This window comes from Methylobacter marinus A45, assembly GCF_000383855.1.
Taxonomy (GTDB): Bacteria; Pseudomonadota; Gammaproteobacteria; order Methylococcales; family Methylomonadaceae; genus Methylobacter; species Methylobacter marinus.
The window spans coordinates 2099860-2113288 of record NZ_KB912877.1; the positions used below are offsets into that span (position 1 = coordinate 2099860).

At 55.6% G+C, this 13429-nt stretch carries 10 protein-coding genes; 1 reads left to right on the plus strand and 9 read right to left on the minus strand.

Annotated elements, in window-relative coordinates:
* Positions 1–66 precede the first annotated feature (66 nt).
* On the minus strand, positions 67–1224 hold the full coding sequence (locus tag METMA_RS0109730) for a carboxylate-amine ligase (RefSeq protein ID WP_020158903.1): 1158 nt from the start codon (positions 1222–1224) through the stop codon (positions 67–69).
* On the minus strand, positions 1205–2383 hold the full coding sequence (locus tag METMA_RS0109735) for a M20 metallopeptidase family protein (protein WP_020158904.1): 1179 nt from the start codon (positions 2381–2383) through the stop codon (positions 1205–1207). Before METMA_RS0109735 ends, METMA_RS0109730 begins: the two co-directional genes overlap by 20 nt.
* Before the next feature lie 938 nt (positions 2384–3321).
* On the opposite strand from METMA_RS0109735, the gene METMA_RS0109740 reads away from it, so the two are divergent.
* Entirely contained in the window at positions 3322–5256 is a 1935-nt protein-coding gene (locus tag METMA_RS0109740; RefSeq protein ID WP_156830482.1) for a sulfatase-like hydrolase/transferase, read from the plus strand.
* A 141-nt stretch (positions 5257–5397) separates the two neighbouring features.
* Here METMA_RS0109740 and METMA_RS0109745 read toward each other — a convergent pair whose 3' ends face one another.
* The 7 genes from METMA_RS0109745 to METMA_RS0109780 all read right to left on the minus strand — a co-directional run bounded on the left by METMA_RS0109745 (position 5398) and on the right by METMA_RS0109780 (position 13387).
* Positions 5398–6357 (minus strand): IS110 family RNA-guided transposase, encoded by a 960-nt coding sequence (locus METMA_RS0109745; RefSeq protein WP_020158906.1) that lies wholly within the window; start codon positions 6355–6357, stop codon positions 5398–5400.
* Between the two features lie 536 nt (positions 6358–6893).
* The gene (locus METMA_RS24400) at positions 6894–7598 is read right to left on the minus strand and encodes a YdcF family protein (RefSeq protein ID WP_020158907.1); all 705 of its coding nucleotides are present in this window, start codon (positions 7596–7598) and stop codon (positions 6894–6896) included.
* A gap of 84 nt (positions 7599–7682) precedes the next feature.
* Positions 7683–8054, minus strand: coding sequence for a cupin domain-containing protein (locus METMA_RS0109755; protein ID WP_020158908.1), 372 nt, complete (start codon positions 8052–8054; stop codon positions 7683–7685).
* A 614-nt stretch (positions 8055–8668) separates the two neighbouring features.
* Positions 8669–9295, minus strand: a complete 627-nt coding sequence (locus tag METMA_RS0109765; protein WP_020158910.1) for a thiol:disulfide interchange protein DsbA/DsbL — start codon at positions 9293–9295, stop codon at positions 8669–8671.
* A 3-nt stretch (positions 9296–9298) separates the two neighbouring features.
* The gene (ccsB, locus tag METMA_RS0109770) at positions 9299–10468 is read right to left on the minus strand and encodes a c-type cytochrome biogenesis protein CcsB (protein ID WP_020158911.1); all 1170 of its coding nucleotides are present in this window, start codon (positions 10466–10468) and stop codon (positions 9299–9301) included.
* A gap of 41 nt (positions 10469–10509) precedes the next feature.
* Positions 10510–12483: a cytochrome c biogenesis protein ResB gene (locus METMA_RS0109775; RefSeq protein WP_027147194.1), complete on the minus strand. Its 1974-nt coding sequence runs from the start codon at positions 12481–12483 to the stop codon at positions 10510–10512.
* Between the two features lie 223 nt (positions 12484–12706).
* Positions 12707–13387 carry a c-type cytochrome gene (locus METMA_RS0109780; RefSeq protein WP_020158913.1) on the minus strand — a complete coding sequence of 227 codons (681 nt, stop codon included), beginning with the start codon at positions 13385–13387 and terminating at the stop codon, positions 12707–12709.
* Positions 13388–13429: the final 42 nt, after the last annotated feature.

Consider the following 13429-nt stretch of genomic DNA (forward strand, 5'->3'; position numbering starts at 1 on the left):
CCTGCGAAGCCCTGGATTCCGCAGGTTTCATCCGGGCGATTTCTCTGAGTCTCCCTGTCCCTTGATTCAATAAGACGCCAGTTCCTGCTCCAGATCCTTGACCAGCGTGGCGACCAGGGACCTTAAGGAGCCGGTCTCCAGAAAAAGCCGTCGCTGACGAAGATAGCTGGGGTGTCTGACAAGATGGCTGTCCAGCTGCTGTAAATGCTCCGCGGTTCCCAGTTCACGCGCGGTTGGGGCCAATTTTTGCAGCGTTTCCTGAATCACGGCCTTGATAGGGCGGTTGCGGCCCAGGTCATCGAAGATATAGTCGGCCTCCAGCCCTTGGTAGGAGGCGTTGAAACTATTCATTTTTTCCATCCACCAGGGGCGGGGTTGCAGATGATCGCCTGCTTTCTGCTCGTGACAGCGGAGGAGATAGACGATCAGGGTGTAGGTCAGCGCCGCCATCAGGATATTCTCGCGGACGGTGGGCAATGCATCCATCACCCTGACTTCAAGGGTGCCGAAACCGGGGGAAGGGCGTAAATCCCAGTGCAGATCGCGGCATATGGCGCTCAGCCCGGCCGTGCGTGTGTTTTTGAAGAATTCGGCAAAATCGTGCCAGGCACTGAAACTGGGCGGCACGCCGTAATCCCTGAAAATCGCCAAGAACCGCTGACGAAAGGAGGCAAAGTTGGTGTCCTCCCCCTCCCAAAAAGGCGAACTGGCCGATAATGCCAGCAGGATGGGCAAATAGGGCTTGAGCAACGTCATAACGGCCAGCGCCGCATCCCCGGAAGGCATGCCGACATGGACATGCAGGGCGAAGGTTTTCAGCCGGCGCGCCAGATAGGCCATTTTTTGCTCGATGGCGAGGTAGCGCGGCAGCGGGGTGATGCCGGCCGGATGCTGGCAGAAAGGATGGGCGCCGGCGGTACAAAGGATAATACCTGAAGATTCGCAACGGCCCTTCAGCGTCTTGACCAGCGAGATCACATCCGCTTCCAGTTCACGGATGTTTGCGCAGACCTTCGAGTTGATCTCAACGGAACATTGGGTCAATTCCGGCTTGATTTCCGGCGTTTCGGGATAATTGTCCAGCAGGGGCGATATGCCATCGGTCAAATCCAGGGTAACGGGATCCAGTAGCTGAAACTCGATTTCGATGCCCAGCGTGGTTTCCGGGCATGCCTTGAATTCGATATAGGGATGAGCCTCGGGCTCAGGCTTCCTGGGCAGCATAGGTGTTGATCGCTTCTCTTGCGACCTCGTTGAAGAAGGCCGCTCCGACTTTCAAGGCCTCTTCAGCAAAATCGAAGGCCGGGCTGTGCAGGGGAATATTCTCCCAGCCTTCGCGCCGGGCGCCGAACCGGACATAACAGCCCGGTATCCGTTCGAGATAATAGGCGAAATCCTCGGCGCCCATGCTGGGATAATCGAGGGGGACCAGTCCCTGCTGGCCGACCACTTTTAGCGCCGCGGCTCTGGCGATCTCCGCCTCCTGTTTGGTATTGACCACGGGCGGATAGCCTTCCGTGACTTCCACGTCGACGACGGCGTTATGCAAGACCCCGGTCGCTTTCGCCATGCGTTTGAGACCTTCGATGATGTGTTTTCTCACCGGGCGTTCGGTGGTGCGAATGGTGCCCTGCAGCACGGCATGCTCGGCAATGACGTTAGGCGCCGTGCCGGCCTGTACCTGGCCGATGGTCACCACCGACGGATGAAACGGGTTGATTTCCCGCGATACCAGGGTCTGTACCGCCATGATCAGCAGGCCGGCGACGACCACGGCATCGACAGCCTCATGGGGCCGTGCGCCGTGCCCTCCGCGCCCCCGTACCCGGATGACAAACTTATCGGACTGGGCGGTGATGACGCCTGGGGCGACCATGATTTCCCCCACTCGGAACTGACGCATCACATGGCCGCCGAAGATCGCCTTGACGCGGTTCAGGGCTCCGGACTGGATGATCACTCGGGCGCCGGCACCGCGCTCTTCGGCCGGCTGGAAAATCAGCACCACATTGCCGGGCGGCGGATTTTCCTTGAGCATGGCGGCCGCTCCCAGAAGCATGGCCATGTGGCCATCGTGGCCGCAGGCGTGCATTTTGCCCGGATTGACAGAGGCGAAAGGCAGTCCGGTCGTCTCGTCGCCGGGAAGGCCGTCCATATCGGCCCGCAACGCGATCGTCGGGCCATCGTCCAGGCCGCTGATCCTGCCGACAACGCCGCCGCCTACGCCGCCGTATTCGAAAGGAATATCCAATCGTTGCAATTCCTCCATGATGACCAACGCGGTCTGCTCTTCCTCAAACGCCAGTTCCGGATAGCGGTGGAAGGTTCTGCGCAGTTCCACCATCCGGGGAAATATCCATTCAGTCAATGCTTGCACGCTCATAACCTCTCCCACTGCTTTTCTGCTCGAAAACGAAGTTGTTATGACATCTGATTCGATTTGCCGCGTAAGATTCCGCTAATGTTTATGAGGTTGGTCAATTGTGGAGATAAGGTTGCGGCCGGGGTGAATGCCCTGTCGGTCAATGTGCAGACCGCTCACTGACCGACAGGGCGCCAGAGGTGACCATAAACCCGGTAGGGTACGCAGTGCGTACCTTTTGGGATGGCATTCACCGGGACCGCTGGAAAAGGTACGCACTGCGTACCCTACTGTATCTTTCAGGCAGGCTTGTCAATAACAAAACTCAATTTTCACAACAGCCGTTGCTTTCATGTAACGGCTGATTGCTCTAATTCAAGGAGGCTGTATGATCCGCGGAATAGGCTTTCACTCTGACCCCAATTATTCACGCCCAAAACCCGGTATTGGTTTCCATGGAGGACCATTGGAAACAGGAACGCTCGCTATTTCGTCGGTTACGCGGTTTAGTGCGAATGAATTCGCACCTACACCGGAAATTCATCCGCGCACTTGAGGAAGTTATTTTATGCGCATTCCTAAGTACTAGCCCCTCGTTCAGCATCCGTCGAATCTCTTCCAATAATTCTCCTTCGATATGCCGCTTGAATAACTCCCGATATCTGGCTTGCCCCTGACCCGCAAAGAAAGCCATCTGGCTATCAAAAAGAGTAGCAAGTACCGAGTCTCAGTTATAGGTGTTTGACACGAGTTTTTTTGCTGGGCTTTTCCTATACCCTTTGCTGAGCGCAGCTTCAGAATTAACGGCTTCGTCAATCAGTAACAGACGCTTGCCCGGCCGCCCGTGCGAAAGCCAGTCCTGCCGCGAGGTTCGCAATGAAGCGGTTAACGCGGAACAGGATTCAGGACAACGCATTGGTCCTTATATCAGATACAAACACTTCCCTGGAGGTCGCATCATGTCCGATCACAAAAATGAGAAAACCCGAAACGGGATAACCCGTCGCGACTTTTTGGCCACGAGCGCCGCCGCGGCAACACTGGGAGCCTTGGGCTTATCGGACCCGGCCAGCGGCGGACCGGAACTTCAAGCCGCGTCGGGGAGAAAGTCAAAAGGCCCCCGCTGGCTGAAGGGCCGCCGGCCGAATTTCCTGATTCTCATGTGCGACGAGATGCGCTATCCGCCGCCTTATGAAACCGAATTTGCCAAGGAGTTTCGGCAAACCTACCTGAAAACACAGAATGCGCTGAGGATGCAGGGCATGGAATTCCATCGGCATTATGCCGCCTCGGTCGCCTGTGTCCCCAGCCGGGCTTCCCTGTATACCGGCCATTATCCATCCCTGCATGGCGTCACCCAGACCACCGGGGCGGCCAAGGAAGCGCCCGATCCGGACGTATTCTGGCTGGACCCCAATAGCGTTCCCACGATTGGCGATTACTTCCGGGCCGGCGGCTACCAGACTTACTGGAAAGGCAAGTGGCATGCCTCCGATGCCGATTTAATTCTCCCCGGTACTAACGATCCGATCGCCAGTTATGATTCAAGCGGCCAGCCCGTGCCGGCCCAGGAGGCGCTTTACCTTGAAGCGGACCGGCTTGAGTCGTTCGGTTTTTCGGGCTGGATCGGCCCCGAGCCTCATGGAAGAGCACCGCTCAACAGTGCATCCTCGGCTAAAGACGCCCAGGGCCGGGATATCGGATTTGCCAATCAGGCGGAACAACTCATTCAGCAGCTTCATCACAGCCACAGCCAACAACCGTGGCTCATCGTCAGTTCTTTTCTCAATCCCCACGATATTACGCTTTGGGGATTGGCGGCAGAGCTTTCCGGAAGCTTCGATTTCACGATTGAAGATATCGTACCGGAGTTTCTGCTGCAGCCCGCGCCCTCGGGGCCGACCCAAGCGGAGAATCTGGCCGGGAACAACAAGCCCGGTTGTCAATCCAGTTACAAAGACGCCTATCACAGTGTTTTTCAGCCTATCCTTTTCGAAGAGGAATATGTCCGGTTCTATTACCAGCTGCATAAAAACGTCGACGAACAAATGATGAGGGTCTACCAATCCCTGCTCAACTCCCGCTTTAGCCGCGACACCATCGTCATCTTCACCTCCGATCACGGCGATCTCCTCGGTTCGCACGGCGGCTTGCACCAGAAATGGTATACCGCCTATGAAGAAGTCGTCCATGTCCCGCTGATCATTTCCAATCCCTACTTGTTTCCGCGGCCGCAATCGGTGGATACCCTGACCAGTCATGTCGATTTGTTGCCTACGCTGCTGGGATTGGCCGGTCTCGACCAGGAGACGCTTCGCGAGCAACTCGCCCGGAACCATACCGACGCCCAACCCTTGGTGGGCCGCGACCTGTCGCCGCTGGTGCTCAGTGAGGTGAGTTCTGATGCCATGGAAGAGGCGCCGGTTTATTTCATGACCGATGACGATCCCAGCCGGGGCCTCGATCAGGACAACTGGACCGGAATTCCCTATAACTCAGTCATCCAGCCCAACCATATCGAGACCGTGATCGCGCGGCTTTCGGATGGGAAACTCTGGAAATACTCGCGTTATTTCGATAATCCCCAATTCTGGAGCGATCCGGAGACACCCCCCAGCGATACGGTCGTGATTCCGCCCAAAGAGCCGTTGCCTGCCGCCGAAGGCACTTACACATTCGAATATACCGTGACCGTAAAGGAGACTCCGGCGCCTGATGAGTTCGAGATGTACAATTTGACGGATGATCCCCTGGAGCAGACCAATCTCTATGGGAACTTCAGCTATCAAGCCCAACAGCAAGAGCTGGCGGCATTACTGGTTCAGCAGTGTGAGCAAAAACGGCTGATACCCAATACCAGCAATGGCACCGTACCGAGTCAACCGGCGTGCTGACCAGAATATATTTCACCACGAAGGCCAAAGGCGCCACTAGAGCAATCAGCCGTTACTTGAAAGCAACGGCTGTTGTGAAAATTGAGTTTTGTTATTGACAGGCCTGCCTGAAAAATACAGTAGATACCGTCTTATCGCTCATTATGCAAGCGCGAAATGAGGGTCGAAAGGTTTGTTCGATTTTAAGATGGCAAAGGCGATATGAATGAGTTTACGCATTGAGGCGCAAACGATCGCCATGCCGTGTTTACCATTATGTTCAAGGCGTTGTCGGAACTGGCGGATGACCGGATTGTGGTTGCCGGCAACGACGGCGGGCATATAGAGTTTAGCGCGTAGCAAGGGGTCGCCCATTTTGGAAATACGGGATCGGCCTTTCCATGTACCGGATTCGTTAAGTGCCGGATTGAGGCCAGCGAAAGCGACCGCTTGTTTGGCGCTAGTGAAGCCATAGTGGGCGCTCAAGGCAACCAACAAATGAGCGGAAGAGGACTCGCCGATACCCGGAATTGATTCCAGCAAATCCCGACGCTGCTTGAGATCGGGATCGTGATTGATCAGGAGTTGGACGCGTGCGCGCGTGGCATCAAGTTCGGTCTCCAGGAGAGTTAACAAGGTGTTGATAGAGTCGATAATCGTGGCATCCGCCGTGTCCAGACGGTTTTTCTCCATCTGCTGCATTTCCAGTAGGTCTTCAATGCGGCGCAACAAGGCTTGCAGCTCGCGGATATTGGCAGGCGGTGGCGTCCACTGCGGTGGTTTCTTTTCCATCGCATAACGGGCAATGAGCTTAGCATCGGCCTTGTCGGTTTTAACTCGGCTGAGCTCGCTCTTGGCAAAACCTTTGATTTTAGCTGGATTGACGACCGAAACCAGGTAGTCTGAGTGCGCCAAGAATTCGGCAAGAGGAATGCTGTAGGCGCCGGTCGCCTCCATGCAAATGGCAGGCTTTACGTCGCCGAAGGTGGTTAACCAGTCGAGCAGGTCGACAAAACCTTGCTCGTTATTGTCAAATTTTTTATGTTTGTATTTTCCATTTTCCAGGCGAGCCACATCGAATTTATGCTTGGCAATATCTACGCCAATGGTAACTTTAGACATCTGAGAGTACGTTAAATAATAGTAAACAATAAGTTATGATCATTGTGAGGCATACGCCTGGTTCAGCCTTAGGTTTATTCGGGCTCTCTCGACGAAGCAAGGGCCTACGCATACCGTACGAACTTAGAAGGCGGATGTGGGTAGCGGAGAGCGTTATCTACAAAACAGGCTCGATGCCTCAGGGTACGCTCGGCTTCTCCGCTTCCCGCCCGGTGATCAGCCGGGGATTTTACCTTGGGATTTGGATAAAATCGAAACATAAGGGTACGCAGTGCGTACCTTTTGGGATGGCATTCACCGGAACCGCTGGAAAAGGTACGCACTGCGTACCCTACCGGGTTTATGAAAATCTTTGGCGCCCTGTCGGTCAGTGAATGGCTTGTGTTCATGGCGACCCATGCCTGAAGATGGTGTTTCCGGCTAATAAATAAACGCTATGGAATTCTATTCTAATAAAACGGGTTAAGTTGCTTGGTGTTGTTAATCATACAAGTCGTTCATGTCCTTCGAGGTCGTATGAAATTTCCGGGTTAAGGCTATTTTCGCCCATTCCCCCACGCTTCCTCCCAGGACCCCTGCTTCCCTGGCTCAAAACAACAGAGCGTCCAGGCATAGGCAATGCCCTCGGCAAGCACCTCTTTAACACCGGCGCTGCTTCTCCACCAATGCGAAAAATCATAGGTCGATGGCGGCGCCGCAATTGTGCCGACTTCCACATGCTTCCCGAACGCCAATTGATAGAGATTGCGTGAGCGCCGGGTATGGGGGCCGCTGCTGAACAGGTCGAAAGCGGTAACTTTGCGTCCCTGAGACTCAAGCAGCTGCCTGACAGAAACGCTGCTTCGATAAGTCCGGTCCTGAGCCGATGCCGGCGCGGGCGCGACAATGATCTGCGCGTCGGCAATGCCTAATTGCTTCAATTCATAAGCGGCGCGTTCAGCGTAAGTGCTAAATCCGGACCGGCAGAAGTTGCCCTCAATCGGCCCGCCGCTGACGACAATGGCTTCATAGCCGCCCTGTTGAAAAGTGTCCGCCGCCATGCGTAAAGACGGCAGTGAAACCCAGCCCTCGACAACCAGTAAACCATGCCGGACAGGACTATTGACAGCTAAAAAATTGGGCAGTGCGTAAACAACGGCCGACAGGCTTCCGCAGCCGATTAAAGTAAAAAACAGTATCCCGGCAACAGTGGGAACCGGGATCATTCTGAGATGAAATAAATGGAAGGAAATTAAGGGCATGGGTTTATCAGGACTGTAGCGATCCGTTCAAACGTGCTGTTGCTCTGTCCTTTGCCGGCGACCTTTGGGCGCGGTTTTGGCGCATCAGGCGGAAGTCTCCAAATCCACGTAGGATTCCGGCCTGAATCGCGGCGTGCAGATCGCAAGAAAGACGAGACTGGTAGTGCCGGTGTTTTTGATCCGTTGAGAGCGGCCTGCGGGAATAGACACGACATCAGCGGGGCCAACCGGCACGCACGGCGCGCCATCTATTTCCACTTCTCCCTCGCCTTCAAGGATGACATAGCGTTCGACCGTACCGAGGACGGCATGCAGGCAGGTCGTAATGCCGGGCTCGACGCGGGCCCGGGCAATTGAGCAGGCTTCATCATCGGGTGTATTGAGCATCTCGACAATGAAACATTTCTCGTCGGTATAGAATTCGGTTTCGGGCTTGAAGCGCCATACCGTTTCCATGGTCAACTCCTTGCATTCAATAAAAAAACAGGCCTTGCCTTTGATATTCAGGCATTGCCGTGGCGTTTGAAACCCGATTCAACCGATAGGATAAACAAGGCCCCTGTCGGGCTATTCGCGATTATTCTGCATAACGTTGTCATGATGATTGGGGTCATGCCGATTTTGTCCTTTGGTATTTTCACAGCCCCAAAGTATTACCAGTATAAAAAGCATCAGTGTTGATCGTTTCATCACCCGCTCCTTAATCAAATGGTGGCTCGGGCGAATAACATAGCAGAATCCGATGCAGCTAACTACCTCCATTTTGCTAACTGATGTTACGCGGATAATTGACTCAGGCGCCACTGTGGGAGCGATGCCTTTATGCCCTTCAGTATGGGTTCCCACGGAGGACCGTGGGAACCAGGGCAAAGGGAGTCTGTATCGTGCGGATGCATTGTAGGGGCGGACCTACGTGTCCGCCCTGTTTCGGGTGCACAACAGGCTATCGGGGAACCACAGACCAAAGGCGAACCATTGGACAAGGGCGAACACACAGGTTCGCCCCTACATGTCTGTTCATTTTTCGGCATCAGGCCATCAATCCGTAGTAATTGCCAGATTAGGCTGAGCTATTTGCTTAGGTTAGCGCGTTCCTGTTCGATCAGCTGGTTCATGATTTCGATCATCTTTTCATGAGAACCGGCCAAAGGGCCATTGGTTTTGTATTTGCCGTTGATGATGACGGCTGGCACGCCGGTGACGCCGTATCGGGCCGCTATCGCGCCGGCCTGGCGCATTTTCGTGTCGACCAGGAAGGAATTGTAGGCGGCGCGGAACTGTTCTTCGTCGACGCCGTGCTCGGCAAAGAATTTGGCCAGTTGGTCTTCGTCTTCAAGTTTCTGTTTTTTGACCTGAATGGCGTCAAAAAAATCGGCATGCACCTTGTCGACCACGCCTAGCGCCTCGGCCGTGAAATAGGCCTTGGCGTGTTTGCCCCAGAGGCTGCTGAACACGGCCGGCTGACGGATGAATTCAACATAGTCGGGCAGGTTTTGTTCCCATTTTCTCAGCAGCGGCTCAAAGTCATAGCAATGCGGACAGCCGTACCAGAAGAACTCGATAACTTCGACTTTGGCGGGATTGTTGGTCGGTTGGGCCTGCGACAGGGTTTCATAACCGACTGGCTCGGCTTTCAGCAGCATGGACCATGAAAACAACAGGATCAAAAGACCGGTTTGGATGATTTTTTTTAACATGATTTAGAGTTCTCCATAAGAATGTAATCCGGACAAAAACATATTGACGCCAAGGAACGCGAACAACGTGACGAAAAAGCCGATGATAGCCCACCAGGCCATCGGTTTGCCATTCCAGCCTTTGGTCAGGCGCATGTGCAGCCAGGCCGCGTAGTTCAGCCAGACGATCAGGGCCCAGGTTTCCTTGGGGTCCCATGACCAGTAGCCGCCCCAGGCCTCCGCCGCCCATAGGGCTCCGAGTATAGTGGCCAGCGTGAAAAAAGCAAAGCCGAGGGCGATGGCTTTGTACATGACGTCTTCCAACAACGGCAGCGCCGGCAGGCGCGTGGCCGCCAGGCCGTTCGGGTTTCGGGTTTCGGCCCCGGCTTTCAGGATGAACACGACGCCGATCATGGCGGCCAGCGAGAACGAGCCGTAGCCGATGAAATTGGCGGGCACGTGGATTTTCATCCAGTAGCTGTTCAGCGCCGGCACCAGCGGCTGGATTTCATGGGCCTGCTTGTCGAAGGTGTACCACAGCAGAAAGCCCACCGCTGCGCTGATGACCAGCAGCACGAAGCCGCCCAGGGAACGCGTTTTGTAGCGCTGCTCGTAATACAGGTACAGCAGCGCCGTGATCAGCGAGAACAGGATGAACACTTCATACAGGTTGCTGACCGGGATATGGCCGATATCGGCGCCCATCAGGTACGATTCGCGCCAGCGCACCATCAGGCCGGCCATGCCCATCGCCGTGGCCGACCAGGTCAAGCAGCCCGCCACCTTGCCGGTGAATGCGTTGCCGGAAAACAAATGGCCGAAATAGGTGACGGTTGCCATCACGTACAGCGCGCTCATCCACATGATGGCCGACTGGCTGGCCAGCAGGTATTTGAGGAAGAAATTGCTGTCGGCCGCCGACAGGTCCGCTCCGTAAAGCGCAATGGCGAACAGGCTGAGGCCGGCGATGGCCAAAGTAAAGGTTCTCAATGACGGCCAGAACCAGCCCAGCCAGACCGTCAACAGGCCGCTGCCGAGCAGGATGGCGATTTCGAATCCGTCCATCAGATGCCGGTACTGGCTGAAGGCGAACACGGTGCCGGCCATGACCAGCAGCGCCCAGGCCCAGTCGAAGCGCGAGCGCTGTGTTAAAAAGCCGTCTGATTTGAAGTCTTGATCTAAAAGATTTTCCATAGCGGTATGCAGAGATTGGTTACAGATGAGATCCGGCGGGATCAGGTTAGCTTTTGGGTCAGGTCTTGCCTGATCAGTTCAAATTCCCTGTCGAAGTCGTAACGGTTGCGCAGGGCGCTGCCGGCCAGGGTCAGCGACGATTTTTCGCCGTCCGGCCTGATGATCACCCAGAGCCGGCGCTGCGGCAGGTAGAACATGAAAAACACGCCGACGGCCAGCAGCAGACAGCCCGGGAATACCAGCCACTGGCCCGGCGAGCGCGTGACTTGCAGGCCGGTCGCCTCGATGTGCTTGAAGCTGTTCAGCGACACCAGAAACGGCGAGCCGTACTGATGGCTGACATTGAGGGCATTGACGGCATTCTCAAAGAAGCGCATGTCGAAATCGCTGACCGGCTGGTCGATATCGACGCCCTCCTGTTCCAGTATCGTCAGATACATATTTCTCAGGAACTGGTGCAGGACCGTGGCATACAGTTCGGCAACCTGTCGGCGCTGGTCTTCCGGCACCGATTTTTCAATCTGGGCCGAGATGCGCTCGTTGCCGCCGTCGATGAACTGCCGGCTGAGCGTGATCATGAAGTCGGCGACTTTTTGCTGTTCGGCGGCCGGCAGGCTTTGGCTGTTTTCGGTGGCCCGGGCCGTGGCCAGGGCCACCTGGTTGAGCCGGTCCGGATTGTGCAGCGCCGCCAGAAAATTCAGGAACCGGTCCGGGCGCTGTTCCTCATCGGCCGGAATGAACCAGTATTGAAACGGCTCGGCCGGCGAGCGGCGCATGCCGCTGAGGTAGAAGGATTCGCCGTCCTGTTGCACGGGTTGCATGTAGTTGATGTATTCACGCGCCGTGCCGTCGGCCTTGCGCAGCTTGAACTGGAAGCTGGGCCCGATATTGCGGAATTTCTTGACGCCGGTCGGGTCCGGGTTGACGTTGAACGGGCGGAAGTCGACGATTTCCAGCGACAGCTCGCCGGACGCGGTTTTGATCGGATGCGCTTGCTTGACCGTCGCCTCGATTTCCTGCGCCTGGCCGCCCGTGCCGGTCAGCGGGTGCAGGGCCAGCTTCAGCTGCGAGCCGCCGTCGCCGAAGCTGTTCTGGTAAATCGTGTAGCCCTTGTAGCTGAGCGGATGGTTGACCGAAATGGTTTGTCTGACCGGCGCGCCTGAGTCCTCATCGATAATGACCAGGTCGCTCTCGAACGATTTGGGCTGGCCGCTTTCATAATGCTCGATGCGGAAATCGTCGACCCGGATGGTAAACGGCAGTTTTTGCACCAGGTAGCCGTCCTTGAAGTCGATGAAGGCGATATTGGCGGCCTTGCCCTCGGTAATGTCGATATTGGCGCGGAAGGACAGGTTGTCGGCCGGCAGCGTACTTTGCTCAGGCACTTCGCTGGCCGGAATCCGGCGCGTCTCGACAGCGATATCGCCGCGCATCTGGGCGATTTTCAACGGCACGTTGCCGTCCAGGAGCCCGCCGATGCAGATGATGACGATCGCGACATGCGTGAAAATATAGCCGAGACGGCTGCCGGCGCCTTTTTTGGCCGCGATCAGCTGGCCGTCCTGGGTGTCGAGCTGCTTGATCTTATAGTGTTTGTGTTTGAGCAGGGCGCCGACATAATCGCTGCTGGACCGGAGCGGCTGGGCGCTTTGCCATTGGGCATGATGGGCCAGGCGCTGCAGGGCGGTCCGGTGCGCATGCTCATGGAAATTGCGCATGTCCCTGAGCATGTGCGGGGTGTTGCGGTACACGCAGACGCTGGTCGAAATCACCAGAAACGTCAGAATCGTTAAAAACCAGCTGGACGAGTAGACATCATACAGATCCAGGGCCTTGAAGATCTCGAACCAGAACGGGCCGAATTTCAGCACATAATCGACGTAGGGCTGGTTCTGCTTCAGGACCGTGCCGATCACGGCGGCGATGGCCACGGCAACCAGCAGCGTGATGGCCAGGTTCATGGAGCCGAGAAAGCGGAAAAGAGTACGGGGCAGGGACGCGTTAACGGAAGACATTGATTTATAGGTTAACTATGACTATCCCGTTCTGAGGGATGTCGGGTAAATACTGAAAGATTCAAGCATTACAGGGTATTCATTGCTGGCCTGCTGCTTCGATAAAGCCCGGCGGCCGTTTCGGGTCGAATACCCTAAAGGGCACAAGTACCCATAGGGCATAAATGAATTCGACCCGGCTGCGATGATTTGATGAATATGAGAGTTGACTGCGTAATATCGGCTATTTCATCATCGAAATGCGATAGGAAACGGCTTTGATTTCATCATCGGTCATTTTCTTGGCGATCATGTGCATCATGTTTTCCGGATTATTGCTGCGGGCGCCGGCTTTAAAATCTTTCAGCGCCTTGATCAGGTAATCGGCATGCTGGGCCTTCAAGGCCGGAAAGGCCGCCGGCTTGTTGCCTTCGCCGAAAGGGCCGTGGCAGGCGATACAGGCCGATACTTTCCGTTTCAGGTCGCCGTTGCGGTAAAGATCGCTGCCCTGGGCGATCAGGGTTTGCACGGGGTCTTCCTTGTTTTCGGTTTCCGAGGCCGGTTGCTCCTCTTCATCGTCATCGTCCAGAACCGGCAGTTGGTTGGCCGAAACGCGTTTGGAGGCATAATAGGCGGCAATGTCGGCGATGTCTTCATCGCTCAGGGGCAGCGCCATCGGCGACATGACCGGGTCATTGCGCGTGCCGTCCCTGAAGTCCTTCAGCTGTCTTTCCAGATAAGAGGCATGTTGCTGGGCAAGCTTGGGGAATGTTGATACCATGCTGTTGCCGTCCTCTCCATGGCAGCCGGCACAGGCAGCCGCTTTTTCCTGTCCTGCCTTGATAGAGCCTTGGGCATGTGCGATATGTGTGGCGCCACCCGTAAACGCCAGAGCCATTGAGAGTGCCAGCAATTTTTTCTTCATCAGGTTCCCCTTCGAAATAAAGTCATCATTTATGGTAGCCTT